We start from the raw sequence: 15458 nt of genomic DNA, 5'->3' as shown, positions 1-15458 counted from the left end.
GGACGGGCAGCGGGCGGTCGTCACGGCGGGCGAGGCGGCCCGGCAGGCGCCCAGCGACCTCACCTTCCGCCTGAGTGCCGGGACAGCCCACGCGCTGTGGCTGGGCGAACTCAACCCGGCTGCCGCCGTCCTGTCGGGCCAGATGACGATGCAGGGGCCGGTTCCCCTCGCGCTCGCGCTGGCGCCCGGCATGCGGGTGATGCAGGCGGCGTACCGGGCGGCGCTGAAGGAGGAAGAGGCGAGCAGGGCCGGGCCGGTCAGTACCCCCGGTGGGTGACCCGCGCCCCCTGCCCTTCCAGCCAGCCGGTCAACACGCCGACCGCCGCCTTGACGCCGGGCGTGACCACCGGGCCGCCGAAGCGCGAGAGCCGGACGAGGTGCGAACCGTCTTCCCGTGCGGTGACGCCGATCAGGACCTCCTGGGTCAGTTCGCCCTCCACGACGTGCGCGAGGGCCACCCAGCCGTCCTTGCCGAGACTGGCGTAGAGGTCGAGCAGGACGGCGGTCCAGCCGCCGGGGGTCTCGCGGGTGACGCCCCCCCGGGCGGTGTGCTTGGCGAACGCGGTGGGGGCGAAGTCGGCGGGCAGGGTCAGGATCGCGTGGGGCACGGCAGGGGCCTCCTCGGAGTCGGGAAAGCGGGCGGCGGTGACGGGGAACTCGTCCGCCAGGGCAGAGGCCGGAACCGTCGGCACGAAGCGGGCGTGCCGGGGGGCCAGGCCCAGGTCACGCCACTTCAGGGCGTACTTGGTTTCCAGCGCGGCGGGCGGCGGGGCGTCGGTGAGGTGGACGGCCATCACGCCGCTGGCCTCGGCCTCGCGGCAGGCGAACTCGAAATATTCCTCGTGGTCGGTGGTCAGCAGCACGGCGCCGCCCGGCTTCAGGCGGCTCGCGGCCAGCCGGAAGAAGGGTGCCCGCAGCAGGCGGTGCTCCTCGTGCCCCGCCTTGGGCCAGGGGTCGGGAAAGTTCACCACGAGGGCGCCCAGGGCTCCCGGCGGCACCACCTCGCGGATCAGGGGCGTGGCGGGCAGGCGGGTCAGCACCGCATTGGAGAGTCCCGCCGCCCGCAGCCGCCGCTCGGCCTTGAGCAGCGACGTGCCGCTGATCTCCACCCCGAGGTAGTTGGGCGCCTCCGGAAAGCTCGCGGCGAAGTGCGGCCAGAAGCGCCCGTCCCCGAAGCCGACCTCCAGAATCCAGGGGCGCTCCGGCGTGTGGGGGTAGAGCCGGGCGGGCGCGTCGGGAAAGTGAAAGTCCGGGAGGCGGAAGATCATGCCCCGCCCTCCCCGGACAGCCCGGCGGCGAGGCGGGCGGCGTCCTCCAGCACACTGCGGTAGGTGTGCTCGCCCGGCGTGCAGCGGCCCAGGGCATAGAGGTGGTCGAAACGGGTCACCCGGAAGCCGTCGAGTTCGCCCGGTGCGGGCGTCAGGAAGCGCACCGTGTAGGGCGGCGCTCCCTCCACCCCGGCGGCCTCCTGCTCGCCGCCGATCAGCCACACGCCCGCGCGGGCGAGGTCGTCGGCCAGGAAGTCGTAGGCGACCTCCGAGAGCCGCCCGGCCTCCTCCATCGTGTCCCCGATCAGGAGGCGGCCCTTCAGGAACGCGCCCACCGCCAGCACTCCCCGGCGGGCGTGCAGGGCGGGGCCTTCCCAGGTGGCGAGGGTGAGGCGCTCCTCCTCTTCTTCCAACCCAGTCACGGTGCTTTGCAGCAGGTGAATGCCGGGGGTGGCCTCCACCTCGGCCTTGAGGAGGCGGTGGAAGGTCCAGCCGTCGGTGTCGGGGCCCATGCGGGCGGCGACACCGGCGGGGAGGCTGCCGGGCGGAAAGTCCGCGCCCCCAATGGTCGGGCCGTACAGGTTCCCGAGGTGGTCGAGGGCCTGGGTGACGAGCAGCACGTCCTGCCCGGCGCGGGCCAGCCGCCACGCGAGTTCGGTGCCCGCGAGGCCCGCGCCGATCACGGCCACGTCGTAGAGATGCCCCGGCTGCGGCAGGCTGCGGGGGGAAGGGGGGCCTGACATCGGGAGGCAGTGTAGGGCATCGGGGCGGCCCTCCCCCACCGTCCCTTCACACGGTCAGCCTGCCCACCGTCGGCGGCGGCGCGGGCCCCCTAGCGTGGGCGGCATGACACAGCAAGGCGGGCAGGCGGGCGGCAGGGTCCTCACGCGCAGCGAGGCCACCGCACACGGCGGGCGGGGCGGCTACATCGAGACGCCCGACCACCACCTCGGCGTCAAGTTCAGCGTGCCGCAGGAGATCGGCGGCGACGGCGGCGTGGGCACCAACCCCGAGCAACTGTTTGCCGCCGCCTACGCCGCGTCCTTTCAGAGCGCTGTCGGCATGGTCGCCCGGCGCGACGGGATCAGCTTCGGCACCTCGCAGGTGACCGGGGTGGTGGGCCTGCGCCGCGAGGACGACTCGGACCCCAGCTACCACCTCGACGTGGAGTTGCAGATTTCACTGCCCGGCCTGAGCCGCGAGGAGGCCGGGCGCATGGTGCAGGAGGCCAGGGCCCTGTGCCCCTACAGCCGCGCCCTGGGGGAATCGGCGGGCGTGCGGCTGACGGTGGTGGAGGGGGAAACCGCAGGCTAGATCAGCGGTCGGTCGTCGCCGTGTAGGTGCCGTCCGCGTTCGCCGTGAAGGTCACCGTGCCCTGGCGGTCGGTGCGGTAGACGCGGGTCCCGGTCTCACGGTAGAGGTTCAGCGCCGTCTCGGTAGGATGGCCGTAGCTGTTCTCGCCCACGCCGATGACCACGTTCTCGGGCCGCACGGTGGCGAGCCAGGCTGGGTGGTCGCCATTGGCGGCCCCGTGGTGGATGCTCTTGTACAGCTGAAAGGGACCCTTGATCTCCGGCCGGCCCTGCTCCAGCCACGCCTCGGTCTCGCGCTTCTCGCTGTCGCCGGTCAGCAGGGCACGGAACTCTCCGAACTCGATCCGCACGCCCACGCTGTTCTCGTTCTGGTCGTCGCCCATGCCGGGGGGCGGGGCGATGACGCGCACCTTCACGCTGCCGAGGTTCACGACCTGTTTGTTGGCCTTCTGGAAGGTGGTCCCGGCCTCCTCCAGCGCCGTGACGAGGCGGTCCCAGGTCTGGGTCGTGCCCGCGATCCCGTTGTTGATGAAGACGGTCGGCCCTGCCCGCTGCACCGCCGGAACCAGCCCGGCGATGTGGTCGGCGTCGGCGTGGCTGGCGACCATCAGGTCGATCCGGTCCACGCCGTAGGTCTCCAGATGCGCCCGCATCCGCTCGGCGCTGCGGCCCCCGTCGTAGAGCATGGTCTTGCCCTCGGGACTGCGGACCAGGATCGCGTCGCCCTGCCCCACGTCGAGGAAACGGATCACCATCTGCCCGGTGGGAGCCTGGGTCTCGGTCTGCCCGTCCCCGCCGCCCCCGCTCAGCACTTCCTTGCCCGCGCAGGCGGCCAGCCCCGCCGTCAGCAGCAGCACGAACAGCCCCAGCAGGTCGGACGGTCCCGGCCCGCCCCGGCGCTTGCCCCTGGCGCCTTTCGGGGTGGGCTTGCGGGCGGGGGCCTTCTTCGCCTTCGCGGCAGGCTTGCGGGAAGGAGCCGCCTTCCCCTTCGGATTCTGTCGGGCGCTCACAGGCTGATCTCCTCTTCCCCATCTCCGGTGTTCAGGGCCTCCAGACGGCGCTGGGCGGCGCGGCGGCGGGCGGCCGTTTCGTCGGGCAGAAGGTGGAGGGTCACCCCGTCCGGCCCCTCGACCACCGCGAGCAGGTCCCCCTCGCGCACCCCGGCGGGCAGCGCGTGCAGCGGCACGTCGAAGGTCAGGCCGCCTTCCCGTTCCACCCGCGCGAGGCGTCCCTGCGGACTGTCCTCGATGGCGTCCACCGTCCAGCGTTCCGGCCCGTCGTTCACGCCCCCAGCGTAGCGCGGCGGGAGCGTTCTGCACATGCTGCACCGGTTGGCCCTGTCACACTGCCTCCATGCACCACGACGTGACCCTGCGGGACGGCGACCTGACCCTGCGGCCCCTGACGGGAGGGGACCTTCCCGCGCTGTGTGCCCTGGCCGAGTCCTGCGCCCAGGAATTGCGGCTGATGGGATCGCCCCCGTCCAGTCCCGCCTACTACGCGGCGGCGCTGGCCGCCCCCGACGCCCTGCCCTTCGTGGTGGAGGTGGGCGGCGAGGTGGCGGGCAGCACCCGCTACGGGGACATTCGCACGGCTCACGCAGGACTGGAAATCGGCTGGACCTGGCTGCACCCGCGCTGGCACGGCACGGGCATCAACCGCCGGATGAAGCTCTTGCTGCTCGCGCACGCCTTTGGGGAGATGGGCATGGAGCGCGTGCTGCTCAAGACCGACATCCTCAACCTGCGCTCCCAGCGGGCCATCGAGGGGCTGGGCGCCGTGCGCGAGGGCGTCCTGCGCTCGCACCTGCGGCGGCCCGACGGGACCATGCGCGACACGGTGATGTATTCGGTGATCCGGGCGGAGTGGCCGGAGGTGCGGGCGCGGCTAGCAGAAATGGCCTAAGCGGCCGCCCCTTCCCCGCCGGGCGGGGCATAGTGGGGGCGCAACCCTCACCCCTATTCCGGCCCTCCCCACGCGGACGGCCCCAGGAGACCCCATGCTCGATCAGGCCCTTGTCGCCGAAGTGCTGACCCTCGCCCGCGCGGGTGGGGCGGACTTCTCGGAACTCTTTGTGGAAGACAGCGTGAACACCACCCTGCGGCTGCACCAGGGGGAGGTGAAGGACGCGGGCGGTGGCAACCTGTTCGGAGCCGGGCTGCGGCTGCTGTACGGCACGCGGGTGGTGTACGCCTACACGAACGACGTGACCCCGGCGGGACTGCGTGACCTCGCCGGGCAGGTGGCGCGGGCCCGCGGCGCGGCGGGAGAAACCGACCGGACGGGCGCGGGTGGCCTGGATTTCCGGCGAGTGGACGCCCAGCCGCTGTACGTCGCGCGGCAGCATCCCCTCCAGGCGGCGGGCCGCGACAAGCTCGCGCTGATGCGCCGGGCGCACGGCGGCGCGGCGGGCGTGGGCGACGTGAAGACGGTGGACGTGAACTACCTCGACCGGGTGCAGCGGATTCTGGTCGCCAACTCGGAAGGGCTGTGGGCGGAAGACGAGCGGGTCTGGACCCGCCTGAGCGTCACGGCCATCGCGCAGGACGGCACCCTGCGCCAGACCGGGTTCTACGGCCCCGGCGCCGGGCAGGGGCTGGAGTTCTTCGACGACGTGGCCCCCGAATCCATCGGCGCGGAGGCCGCCCGCATCGCCAACGCCATGCTGCGGGCCGGGTACGCTCCCGCCGGGAAGCTGCCCGTCGTGATCGGCAACGAGTTCGGCGGCGTGATTTTCCACGAGGCCTGCGGGCACATCCTGGAGACGACGGCGGTGGAGAAGAACGCCAGCGTCTTCGCGGACAAGCTGGGCGAGCGCATCGCCCACGAGTCGGTGTCCGCCATCGACGACGGCACCATTCCCGGTTCGTGGGGCATGGTCACCGTGGACGACGAGGGGATGCGGGGCGAGCGGACGGTCCTGATCGAAGGGGGCGTCCTGAAGTCCTTCATGGTGGACCGGGTGGGCAGCATGAAGACGGGCTATGCCCGCACGGGTAGCGGGCGGCGGCAGAACTACACCTTCGCCCCGGCCAGCCGGATGCGCTCGACCTTTATCGACAACGGGCAGGAAACTCCGGAGAGCCTGATTGCGGGCGTCTCACACGGCATCTACGCCCGGCGGATGGGCGGCGGCAGCGTGACGCCCGGCACCGGGGACTACAACTTCGCGGTGAACGAGGCCTACATGATCCGGGACGGCGAGATCGCCGAGCCGCTCAAGGGCGCGTCCCTGGTCGGCAACGGGGCGCAGGACCTCCGCAACATCGTGGGCGTGGCGGGCGACCTCGCGCTGGGCCAGGGCATGTGCGGCAGCATCTCCGGCTCGCTGCCCACCGACGTGGGGCAGCCGCACATTCTGATTTCCGAAATCACAGTGGGAGGCCGCGCATGACCGCAACGAGCGAACAGCAACTCACCCTCCCCGAAGCCCGCGCCTACCTGCTGGACCGCGCCCGCGAGCGCGGCGTGACGCTGGAGGTGTACGGGCAACGCACGGACGCGACGAGCATCCGGGCCTTTGACGGCGACGTGAGCGAGTTCAAGCTCTCGGCGCGGCAGGGGGTGGCGCTGCGGGCGGTGGTGCGCGGGGCGTGGGGGCACTCGTTCAGCGAGAACCTGTCGCGGCCCGCGCTGGACCGGGCGCTCGACATGGCGGTGGAAAACGCCGAACTCGTCGCGCCGGAGCCGGGCGCGGGCCTCCAGAACTGGCCGCCGCCTCCCGCGCTCGACCTCTACGGCGAGGGCCTCAGCGGGGTCACGGTGGAGCAGAAGGTCACGGTGGCGCTGGACCTCGAACGCGCCGCTCGCGACGCCGATCCCCGCGTCACCAGCGTGCCCTACGGCGGCTATCAGGACGGGGACGTGTACGGCACGGTCGCCAACACCGAGGGGCTGGAGCGCGAGGACCGCCAGCTTTACGCGATGCAGATGATCGCGCCGCTGGTCAGCGAGAACGGCCAGAACAAGATGGGCCGCGACTGGCAGTTCACCCGCGAGTTCACCGAGCTCGACCCCACGCGCACGGCGATCTCGGCCGTCGAAAAGGCGACCGAGCTGCTGGGCGCCAAGCCTGCCCCCAGCGGCACCTTCCCGGTGATCGTGACGGGCGAGTGCCTGGCCGAGCTGCTGGCCCTGTACTCCGGCATGTTCAGCGGCAAGATGGTCGAGGAGGGCAAGAGCCCGCTCGCCGGGCGGCTGGGCGAGGGGGTCGCCTCTCCCCTGGTCACGCTGGTGGACGACGCCACCCTGCCGCGCGGGCTGAACTCGCGGGCCTTCGACGCGGAGGGGTGCCCCAGCACACCGCTGACGCTGATAGAGGGCGGACGGCTGACCGCCTTTCTGCACAACGCGCAGACCGCCGCCCGCGCAGGGACGCAGAGCACCGGGCACGCCGCCCGGCAGGGGATTCAGGGCACGGTGGGCATCTCGCCCAGCAACCTGATCCTGTCGCCGGGCGGGGCAGATGCGGCGGCCCTCGCCTCCGGCCTGACCGGGGTGCGGCTGACCGGCGTGGCGGGCGGTCACGCGGGCGCCAATCCCATCACCGGGGACTTTTCCCTTCAGGCCGAGGGCTTCTGGCTGGAGGGTGGCGAGGTCGCGCACCCGCTGGAGGTGTTCACGGTGGCGGGCAACATCCTCGACCTGCTCGCAGGGATTGAGGCCGTGGGCAGCGAGCTGGAAGACACCATGTATGGGGTCAGTGCTCCCGCCGTGCGCGTGGCGGGGCTGGCGGTGGGCGGGGCGTAGGACCGCGCAGAAAGCGGGCGGGCAGAGAGCCGGTGCGCCTCTGCCCTTTTTGCTGGGCTACGGTGGGGGCATGGATTCCGACCTCCTTTCAACTCTCGCCCAACTGGAAGCGTGGCTGGCCGCGCACGCTCCGGCGATTCATGCCGGGTTGACGCCGGGCGCGACCGATACCGACTTGGACGCACTGGAAGCCCATATCGGGCGGCAGCTGCCGCAGGCGTACCGGACGCTGTACCGGACCCACGCCGACTGGGGCCACGCCCTTGGCCTGAGCTTTCTGCCGCTCGGCCGCGTGCAGGGCGAGTGGGAAAGGTGGCGCGGGTTGGACGAGTCTCAGGAGACGGCAGGCCACACCTCGCATCCGCCGGGCGCCATCAAAACGCAGTACACCAACCCCGGCTGGATCGCCTTTTTGAAGGACTGGGGCGGCAACTCGGTCGGGGTGGACCTTGACCCCGGCCCTTCCGGCGAGGCCGGGCAGGTCATCACCTTTGGGCGCGACGAGAACGGCAAGTACGTCCTGGCCGACTCGCTCGACGCCTTCCTGCGCGAGTACGTGACGCGGCTGGAGGCGGGCCGGGTGCACCTGCACCAGCATGAGCCGGGCGAGCCGGGCACCCTGCGGCTGTATCTGCTCGACGTGGACGGCCAGGGGTCCGAATTTTACCGGCAGCTCTCGGACCTCTACCCCGGCTTCGGTGCCGCCCCCGCCCGCCGCTCCTGCTGATTCCCGTCTCAGGGACACTTCCCCAGCCCCGCCGGGCGTAACATGGCCCTCATGAAGTGGCTGCGCGACCAGAGCCTCGCCCCCATCGTGGAAAAAGTGGAAGCGGGCGAGCGCCTGAGCTTCGACGAGGGACTGCGGCTCTACCACACCCGTGACCTCAACGCGCTGATGCGGCTGGCGAACCTGCAAAAGGAACGGCTGCACGGCGACAAGGTCTATTTCGTGCATTCCATGCGGCTGGAGTTCACCAACCTCTGCTACGTGGGCTGCACCTTCTGCGCCTTCGCCGCCCGCAAGGGCGAGGAGCGGGCCTGGGACTACTCCCCGGAGGAGGTGGCCGAGCAGGTTCGCCGCCGTTATCTGCCCGGCATCACCGAACTGCACATGAGCAGCGGGCACCACCCCAACCACAAGTGGGACTACTACCCCGAGATGGTGCGGCAGCTCCGGCAGACCTTCCCCGACCTTCAGGTCAAGGCGTTTACAGCCGCCGAGATCGAGCACCTGTCCAAGATCAGCAAGAAGCCCACGCTGGAGGTTCTGCGCGAGCTTCAGGCGGCGGGCCTCGCGGCGATGCCGGGGGGTGGAGCGGAAATCTTCGCGGACCGGGTGCGGCGGCAGGTGGCGAAAAACAAGGTCAAGGCCGAGAAGTGGCTGCAAATCCACCGCGAGGCGCACTCGCTGGGCATGCGGACGAACGCCACCATGCTCTACGGCCACATCGAGACGCTGGACGAACGGCTGGACCACATGCACCGCCTGCGCGATCTTCAGGACGAGACGGGCGGCTTCCACGCCTTCATCCCGCTCGCCTTTCAGCCGCTGGGGAACACGCTCGCGCAGAACCTCGGCAAGACCGATTTCACGACCGGGCTGGACGACCTGCGGAACCTCGCGGTGGCGCGGATCTACCTCGACAACTTCCCGCACATCAAGGGCTACTGGGTGATGATCGGCTCGGAGCTGACCCAGGTCAGCCTGGGCTGGGGCGTGTCCGACATCGACGGCACCATTCAGGAGGAGCACATCGCGCACGCGGCGGGCGCGACCTCCCCGATGGCGCTCTCGCAGGCGGGCATGGTGCGGATGATTCAGGACGCCGGACGCCTGCCCGTGCTGCGCGACGCCTATTACCACGAACTGGAGACCTTCCCCCGCGCCGGGCTGGAGGCTGCCGATTAAGTGGGCAGTTCCGACGTGGACGGCCTCGACGCCGTGCTGAGGCTCGACGACGCCTGGAACGCCGCCTACCACCGCCGCGATCCGGATGCGATGGCGGCGGTGCTGGCCGACGACTGGGTGGGCTTCTTCCCCGACGGCCGGGCGGTGTTCAAGGCCGAGCTGCTGGAGGGGATGCGGCACAACCCGCCCGTCACGCTGATGTTCGAGCGCCACGCGGCGCGGGTACACGGGGAGACGGGATTCACGCGCGGCACGCTGTACGCGAACGGCTCACGCGTCCAGAGCTTTTTCCGGGTGTATGCCCGGCGAGGGGGCGAGTGGCGGGCGGTGGGCGTGCAGGTGGTGCCGTGAGAGCGCAGGAAATTCAAGGCCCCAGCGGACTGAACGTCTGGACCGCCGCCCTGTCTGGAGCCTCCGCCGCGTTCGCGCTGTCGGGCGCTTTCGTGGGCAGCAGCAACCTTCAGTATTCCTGGCTGAAGCTGGCCTCCTCACTGGGCCTCCTGCCGCGTGACGCCGCCTTCGCCGGAACTCTGCCCTTTCCCACCCAGCCGTCGCTCCCGCTCTACGCGCTGGCTGGCATCAGTCTCCTGGCAGGTCTGGTGCTGCATGCTCGGGCGAGTCGTCCGCCCCGCGAGCCGAGGTGGTGACCATGCCGGGACACGAGCGCACGACACCCCCCTACCGCGCCGGATGGATTCACTACACCAACGTCGCCCCCATCCTCGACCCCCTGAGGCTGCCGCCCGGGGTCACGGCGATCACGGGGGTGCCCACCGAGATGAACTCGGCCCTGCTCTCGGGCCGGGTGGACATCGCCAACATCAGCGCGGTGGAGTTCATCCGCAATGCCGACCGACTCGAAGCCCTGCCCGACTTCAGCGTGGCGGTGCTGGGCGCGGTGTATTCGGTGAATCTCTTTCACACCTGGCCGCTGGAGGAGCTGCGGCGGGTCGCCCTGACCGCCCAGTCGGCCATGAGCGTGGCGCTGCTGGAGGTGCTGCTGCGCGGGCGCGGCCTCTCGCCCAGGCTGGAGCGGGCCGAGGGCGAGGCCGAGGAGTTGCTGGCTTCCGGGTACGACGGGGTGCTGCGCATCGGGGACAGCGCCCTGCGCGAGTGGTACGGGGTGGCCGGGCCGCTGACGCCGGGGGGCAGCATGACGGCGCTGCCGAATGCGGCGCGGGGAGTCACCGTGACCGATCTCGCGCAGGAGTGGTTCGCGCTCACCGGGCATCCCTTCGTGTTCGCGGTGTGGGCCTACCGCAGGGAGAACCCGCCGCCCCCCGCCCTGCTCCAGGCGATGCGGGAGGCGCGGCGGCAGGGGCTGGGGCACCTCGCGGACGTATCCAAGCGGCACGCCCTCAAGCTGGGGCTGCCGGGGCGGGTGGTGCAGCATTACCTGTGGAACTTCCGCTACCACCTCGAAGCGCCCGACCGCCTGGGGCTGAGCGAGTTCGCCGCGCTCGCCGTGCCGGGGCACGCGCCGCTGCGCTTCGGCCCCCGCCCCGGCGAGGAAATGCTGCGGGCGGGCGGCTGACCGTAAAGGGACGGCCCGTCCCCCCCGGGGCCACGGCCTCACCCCCGCCCCCTACCCTGTGCCCATGACCGACATTCTGTGGGGGCTGGGCGGGATGGCCGTACTGCTGGGGCTGGGACTCCTGCTGAGCACCGACCGCCGCCGGGTGAACTGGCGCACCGTGCTGGGGGCGCTGGCCCTCCAGATCGCCTTCGCGCTGATCGTGCTGCGCTGGCCGCTGGGACGCCGGGCGCTCGACACGGTGTCGAACGGCGTGCAGGCGGTGATCGGCAACGCGCAGGAGGGCATCAACTTCGTCTTCGGCAACCTGACGAGCGGGGCGCTGGAGGGGGCGGGGTTCATCTTCGCCTTCGGGGTGCTGCCGGTGATCGTGTTTTTCAGTGCGCTGATCGCGGTGCTCTATCACCTCGGGGTGATGCAGGCGGTCGTGCGGGTGCTGGGGGGCGGCCTGAGCAAGCTGCTGGGCACCAGCCGGGGCGAGAGCCTCTCGGCCACCGCCAACATCTTCGTGGGGCAGACCGAGGCGCCGCTGGTCGTGCGGCCTTACATCGAGCGCATGACCCGCTCGGAGCTGTTCGCGGTGATGGTGGGCGGCCTCGCCAGCGTGGCGGGCAGCGTGCTGGTGGGCTACTCGCTGCTGGGCATCCGACTCGACTACCTGATCGCCGCCTCCTTCATGGCCGCTCCCGCCGGGCTGCTGATGGCCAAGCTGATGCTGCCGGAACAGGACACGCCCCAGAACTACAAGGGCGAGGTGCCCGAGGACCCCGAGGGCCGCCCGGTCAACGCCATCGACGCGGCGGCGCGGGGCGCCTCGGCAGGGCTGGGGCTGGCGCTGAACGTGGGCGCCATGCTGATCGCCTTTATCGGGCTGATCGCGCTGCTCAATACCCTGTTGGGAGCGCTGGGCGGCGTGTTCGGCTTTCCCGACCTGACCGTGCAACTGCTGCTGGGTTCACTGTTCGCGCCCCTCGCCTTCGTGATGGGCGTGCCCTGGAGCGAGGCGGTCACGGCAGGCAGCTTTATCGGCCAGAAGCTCGTCACCAACGAGTTCGTGGCCTTTGTCGAGTTCGCCGACGCCCTGAAAGAGGGCAGCTTCTCGCCCAAGGTGGAGGCCATCATCACCTTTGCCCTGTGCGGCTTTGCCAACCTGTCGAGCCTCGCCATCCTGCTGGGCGGCCTGGGCAGCATCGCGCCCTCGCGCCGGGGCGACATCGCCCAGCTCGGGCTGCGGGCGGTGGCAGCGGGCATGCTGGCGAACCTGCTGAGCGGGACGCTGGCGGGGATGCTGATCGGGTGAGTGGGGGTGGGGGTCAAACCGCACCCTAGACCCCCCGCCCCTTACCCTGTCCCCATGCCCCTCTCCCCCGACGCGACCTTCCGCGAACAGGTCCTCGCCCTCGTCGCCCGCATTCCCCCCGGCCGCGTGATGACCTACGGCCAGCTGGCCCTCCTCGCCGGACGCCCCGGCCCCGGCGGTGCGCGGCTGGCGGGCTCCGTGCTGGGCAGCCTCGCGGGACAGGCGCAGGGCGGGGGGAGCGACCTGCCCTGGCAACGGGTCATCAACGCGCAGGGCAAGGTCAGCACCCACAAACTCGGCTTCGGGGACGTGCAGGAGCGGCTGCTGGAGGCCGAGGGCGTGACGTTTGACCCATCGGGCCGCTGCGACCTGTCCCGGGTGCAGTGGTGGCCGCCGGAGGACGGGCGGGAGGCGGCGCCTGACCCCCTGCTCTGACCCTGTCCGATTGCAGCCCCGGAGCACAACGTCCCCCCGGCCCCGGCGTATTCTGGGCGGTATGAAGCGAACGAGGCAGCAGAGATGGGTGGCAGGCGACGTCCTGTCCTGGGTCCTGGGCGTGACGCTCGGCCTGATTCTGGGGGTGGCGCTCCTGATCGTGGCGCCCCGGCTGGGGCAGGCGCAGGGCGAGGCCGAGGCGGGGCCGGAAGGCACCATCATCGCGCAGGGCGAGAACCAGACCAGCGCCGACGCGACCGGCTCCGAGTCCGAGGACGTGGCGTCCTCGGAAGGGACAGGCGAGGGTCAGGCGGGCAGCGCGGGCAGCACCGGCGAGGGTGAAGCGACCGCTGCCGAGGGGGAAGGCGGAGAGAGTGCCGCGACCGGAACGAACAGCGGTGACGAGGCCGAGGAGGGCGTGACGGGCACCGAGCAGGGGGCACAGGCCGAGGCCGACACCGCTGCCGGGGAAACCAGCGAAGGCGAGACCAACACCGACGCCGTCTCCACCTCCGACCAGACGGGCGCCGGGGCCACCGTCGCGCCGCTGGGCACCGCCGAGGCCGACGAGGCCCGCGCCACCGGCGAGATCGGCTCCTCCACCGCCAAGAACACCGGCGAGGGCAACACCGCCGAGGAAGCCATCACCGGCGAACAGACCGACTCGGCGGGCGACGCAGGCGCCGGGCAGGCCATCTACGCGAGCAACTGCGCGGGCTGCCACGGTGCGGGCGGCCAGGGCGGCTTCGGCCCCAGTCTGGTGGAAGCCGACGGCCCGGGGAGCTGGACGCTGGCGCAGTTCACCACCACCCTGCGCGAGGGCAAGACCCCCGAGCGCGAACTCGCGCCCACCATGCCCCGCTACTCCGAGGCGCAGATCAGTGACGCGCAGATCGTGGACCTGCACGCCTATATCAAGACCCTGAACTGAGCTTCAAGCCGGAGCGCCGCCCCACTTCCACGGGGCGGCGCTTTCCTGTGTGCCCCCAGTGTGGCACGGGCCACGTCCGCAGACGAGTCCAGTGGGCCACGGTTGCCCCCGCCGGGGCTGCCTACACTCGGCGGGTGCGAAAACCCCCGGCGACCGGCCCTGTGCCCACCTCCGAATTGCTGACCGTGCTGCGCCGGGCGGTGCCCTCGCTGGTGCGGAGTGCGCCGGGCATCGTCTCGCTGATGGCGCTGATGGTCGTGCTGCAGGGGCTGCTGCCCGCCGCGACCATCTTTCTGAGCAAGTGGACGGTGGACGGCATCACGGCGGTCGCGGGCGGTGGGGAGGCCAACCTGACGCTGCTGGCCGTGGCGTGGGCGGGCACGGCGCTGATCGGGCAACTGACGGCGGTGGGGCGGGCGGTGCTGCAGGGGTACGCGACCGACCACTTCACGGTGCAGACGGTCACGGGCCTGATGCGCAAGATGCAGGCGCTGCCGGGACTGGACGTGGTGGAAGACCCCCGCTTTCACGACGACGTGGAGACGCTCCAGACGGGGGCCCGCTTCCGGCCGCTGAACCTCACGGCGACGCTGCTGGGACTGTTGCAGGCGGTGGTCGGCGTGGCGGGGGTGGCGGGAGCGCTGCTGACGGTGGGCTGGTGGGTGCCCCTGGTCGTCGTGATCGGCATGATTCCGCTCGCCCGCACCCAGATTCGCCTGCGCGAGATGGGCTGGAGCCTCGCCATCCAGCGCACCCAGGAGGCCCGCGAACTCGCCTACGACCAGCGGGTCGCCCTGCGGCACGAGTACGCCAAGGAGGTCCGCCTCTACGACCTGATGCCCTACCTGACCGGGCGCTACGTGGACGGGGCGCTGGCCTACCAGCGGGTCATGCGCGGGATGCGCAACAAACAGGTGCTGGGCCTGCTCCCCGCGCAGGTTCTCGCGCTGGCGGTCACGGCGGGCCTGTTCGCCTACGCGGTGGCGCGGGCGGGGGCTGGGCAGCTCACGGCGGGCACGGTCGTGCTGGTCATCGGGGCGCTCGCAGGGGTGCGCGACAGCCTGGGCAGCGTGACCGAGTACCTGGGGATGGGCACCGAGCACCTGCGGTGGTTCCAGAAGTACTACGCCTTTCTGGACGCCAAACCCGGCGTGGCCTCCCCGCCGCAGCCCCGGCCCCTCCCCACCCGGCTGGACCTGCGGCTGGACGACGTGAGCTTCGGCTACCGCGACCTCCCGCCGGTGCTGGAGCATGTGACGCTGCATATCCCCGAGGGGCAGGTCGTCGCCATCGTGGGCGAGAACGGGGCGGGCAAGACCACGCTGGTCAAGCTGCTGCTGCGCTTCTATGACCCGACCTCGGGCCGGATCGGGCTGGGTGCCCCCGGCGAGGAGGTGGACCTGCGGGGCGTGGACCTCACCGCGTGGCGCTCGCAGGTCGCGGCCGTCTTTCAGGATTTCGCCCGCTTCGAGTGGACCGTGCGCGACAACGTGCTGCTGGGGCGGCCCGAGGACGGGGAGAAGCTGTCGCAGACCGCCGACGCCAGCGGCCTGAGCGGCATCCTGCCCCGGCTGCCGGACGGCCTGACTACCCGCATCGGGCAGGCGTTCGGCGGGGTGGACCTCTCGGGCGGCCAGTGGCAGAAGCTGGCGACGGCGCGGGCGCTGTACCGCGATGCCCGCGTGCTGATCCTCGACGAGCCGACGGCGGCGCTGGACCCCCGCAGCGAGAGCGAGGTCTTTGCCGCCTTCGCCGCGCTCGCGCGGGGCCGCACCACCCTGCTGATCACCCACCGCCTGGGCAGCGTGCTGATGGCCGACCGCATCCTGGTAATGAAGGCCGGACGGCTGATCGAGGACGGCACCCACGCCGAACTGCTCGCACGGGGCGGCGAATACGCCGAGCTGTGGCGACTTCAGGCGGGGCAGTACACCGGGGGGGACGTCATGCGCGGGGAGCCGGACGCGGTGGGGGCGGACTGAGCAGGCAATAAAAAAGCCGCCTCTTCGGGCGGTGATA

Annotated in this window: 18 protein-coding genes; 14 read left to right on the top strand and 4 right to left on the bottom strand. The window is 71.4% G+C overall.

What is annotated here, in order from left to right; all coding sequences use genetic code 11:
* On the top strand, positions 1–277 hold a 277-nt coding region (locus QOL99_RS03345; protein ID WP_285521307.1), incomplete at its 5' end, for an SCP2 sterol-binding domain-containing protein.
* On the opposite strand, the gene trmB is transcribed toward QOL99_RS03345, so the two are convergent.
* Positions 258–1268 carry a tRNA (guanine(46)-N(7))-methyltransferase TrmB gene (gene trmB / locus QOL99_RS03340; protein WP_285521306.1) on the bottom strand — a complete coding sequence of 337 codons (1011 nt, stop codon included), beginning with the start codon at positions 1266–1268 and terminating at the stop codon, positions 258–260. The genes QOL99_RS03345 and trmB overlap by 20 nt on opposite strands.
* Positions 1265–2011, bottom strand: coding sequence for an FAD-dependent oxidoreductase (locus QOL99_RS03335; RefSeq protein ID WP_285521303.1), 747 nt, complete (start codon positions 2009–2011; stop codon positions 1265–1267). Before QOL99_RS03335 ends, trmB begins: the two co-directional genes overlap by 4 nt.
* A 103-nt stretch (positions 2012–2114) precedes the next feature.
* On the opposite strand from QOL99_RS03335, the gene QOL99_RS03330 reads away from it, so the two are divergent.
* A complete protein-coding gene (locus QOL99_RS03330; RefSeq protein ID WP_285521301.1) occupies positions 2115–2582 on the top strand; it encodes an Ohr family peroxiredoxin in 468 nt (155 codons plus the stop codon).
* 1 nt (position 2583) lies between these two features.
* Here the strand turns inward: QOL99_RS03330 and QOL99_RS03325 are convergent, their stop codons facing one another.
* Positions 2584–3591, bottom strand: a complete 1008-nt coding sequence (locus QOL99_RS03325) for a ComEC/Rec2 family competence protein (RefSeq protein ID WP_285521300.1) — start codon at positions 3589–3591, stop codon at positions 2584–2586.
* Positions 3588–3866, bottom strand: a complete 279-nt coding sequence (locus QOL99_RS03320; protein WP_285521299.1) for a DUF3006 domain-containing protein — start codon at positions 3864–3866, stop codon at positions 3588–3590. Before QOL99_RS03320 ends, QOL99_RS03325 begins: the two co-directional genes overlap by 4 nt.
* A gap of 68 nt (positions 3867–3934) precedes the next feature.
* On the opposite strand from QOL99_RS03320, the gene QOL99_RS03315 reads away from it, so the two are divergent.
* The 12 genes from QOL99_RS03315 to QOL99_RS03260 all read left to right on the top strand — a co-directional run bounded on the left by QOL99_RS03315 (position 3935) and on the right by QOL99_RS03260 (position 15421).
* Complete coding sequence (locus QOL99_RS03315; protein ID WP_285521297.1) at positions 3935–4486, top strand: GNAT family N-acetyltransferase; 552 nt, start codon at positions 3935–3937, stop codon at positions 4484–4486.
* A gap of 94 nt (positions 4487–4580) precedes the next feature.
* Positions 4581–5975, top strand: a complete 1395-nt coding sequence (locus tag QOL99_RS03310) for a TldD/PmbA family protein (protein WP_285521294.1) — start codon at positions 4581–4583, stop codon at positions 5973–5975.
* The gene (locus tag QOL99_RS03305) at positions 5972–7330 is read left to right on the top strand and encodes a TldD/PmbA family protein (protein WP_285521292.1); all 1359 of its coding nucleotides are present in this window, start codon (positions 5972–5974) and stop codon (positions 7328–7330) included. Before QOL99_RS03310 ends, QOL99_RS03305 begins: the two co-directional genes overlap by 4 nt.
* Positions 7331–7400: 70 nt before the next feature.
* Complete coding sequence (locus QOL99_RS03300) at positions 7401–8057, top strand: SMI1/KNR4 family protein (RefSeq protein WP_285521290.1); 657 nt, start codon at positions 7401–7403, stop codon at positions 8055–8057.
* Between the two features lie 51 nt (positions 8058–8108).
* On the top strand, positions 8109–9239 hold the full coding sequence (mqnE, locus tag QOL99_RS03295) for an aminofutalosine synthase MqnE (protein ID WP_285521288.1): 1131 nt from the start codon (positions 8109–8111) through the stop codon (positions 9237–9239).
* Positions 9240–9590 (top strand): nuclear transport factor 2 family protein, encoded by a 351-nt coding sequence (locus tag QOL99_RS03290; RefSeq protein ID WP_285521285.1) that lies wholly within the window; start codon positions 9240–9242, stop codon positions 9588–9590.
* Positions 9587–9886, top strand: a complete 300-nt coding sequence (locus QOL99_RS03285) for a hypothetical protein (RefSeq protein ID WP_285521283.1) — start codon at positions 9587–9589, stop codon at positions 9884–9886. Before QOL99_RS03290 ends, QOL99_RS03285 begins: the two co-directional genes overlap by 4 nt.
* A 2-nt stretch (positions 9887–9888) precedes the next feature.
* A complete protein-coding gene (locus QOL99_RS03280) occupies positions 9889–10773 on the top strand; it encodes a menaquinone biosynthetic enzyme MqnA/MqnD family protein (RefSeq protein ID WP_285521280.1) in 885 nt (294 codons plus the stop codon).
* Between the two features lie 64 nt (positions 10774–10837).
* On the top strand, positions 10838–12073 hold the full coding sequence (locus QOL99_RS03275; protein WP_285521278.1) for a NupC/NupG family nucleoside CNT transporter: 1236 nt from the start codon (positions 10838–10840) through the stop codon (positions 12071–12073).
* Positions 12074–12127: 54 nt separating this feature from the next.
* Positions 12128–12508: an MGMT family protein gene (locus QOL99_RS03270; protein WP_285521277.1), complete on the top strand. Its 381-nt coding sequence runs from the start codon at positions 12128–12130 to the stop codon at positions 12506–12508.
* A 61-nt stretch (positions 12509–12569) separates the two neighbouring features.
* A complete protein-coding gene (locus QOL99_RS03265; RefSeq protein ID WP_285521276.1) occupies positions 12570–13439 on the top strand; it encodes a c-type cytochrome in 870 nt (289 codons plus the stop codon).
* A gap of 134 nt (positions 13440–13573) precedes the next feature.
* On the top strand, positions 13574–15421 hold the full coding sequence (locus tag QOL99_RS03260; protein WP_285521275.1) for an ABC transporter ATP-binding protein: 1848 nt from the start codon (positions 13574–13576) through the stop codon (positions 15419–15421).
* Positions 15422–15458: the final 37 nt, after the last annotated feature.

The sequence above is a fragment of the Deinococcus rhizophilus genome, assembly GCF_030271215.1.
Classification (GTDB): domain Bacteria; phylum Deinococcota; class Deinococci; order Deinococcales; family Deinococcaceae; genus Deinococcus; species Deinococcus rhizophilus.
Note: the sequence above shows the minus strand (reverse complement) of the source record. Positions and strands in the feature narration are given on the sequence as shown.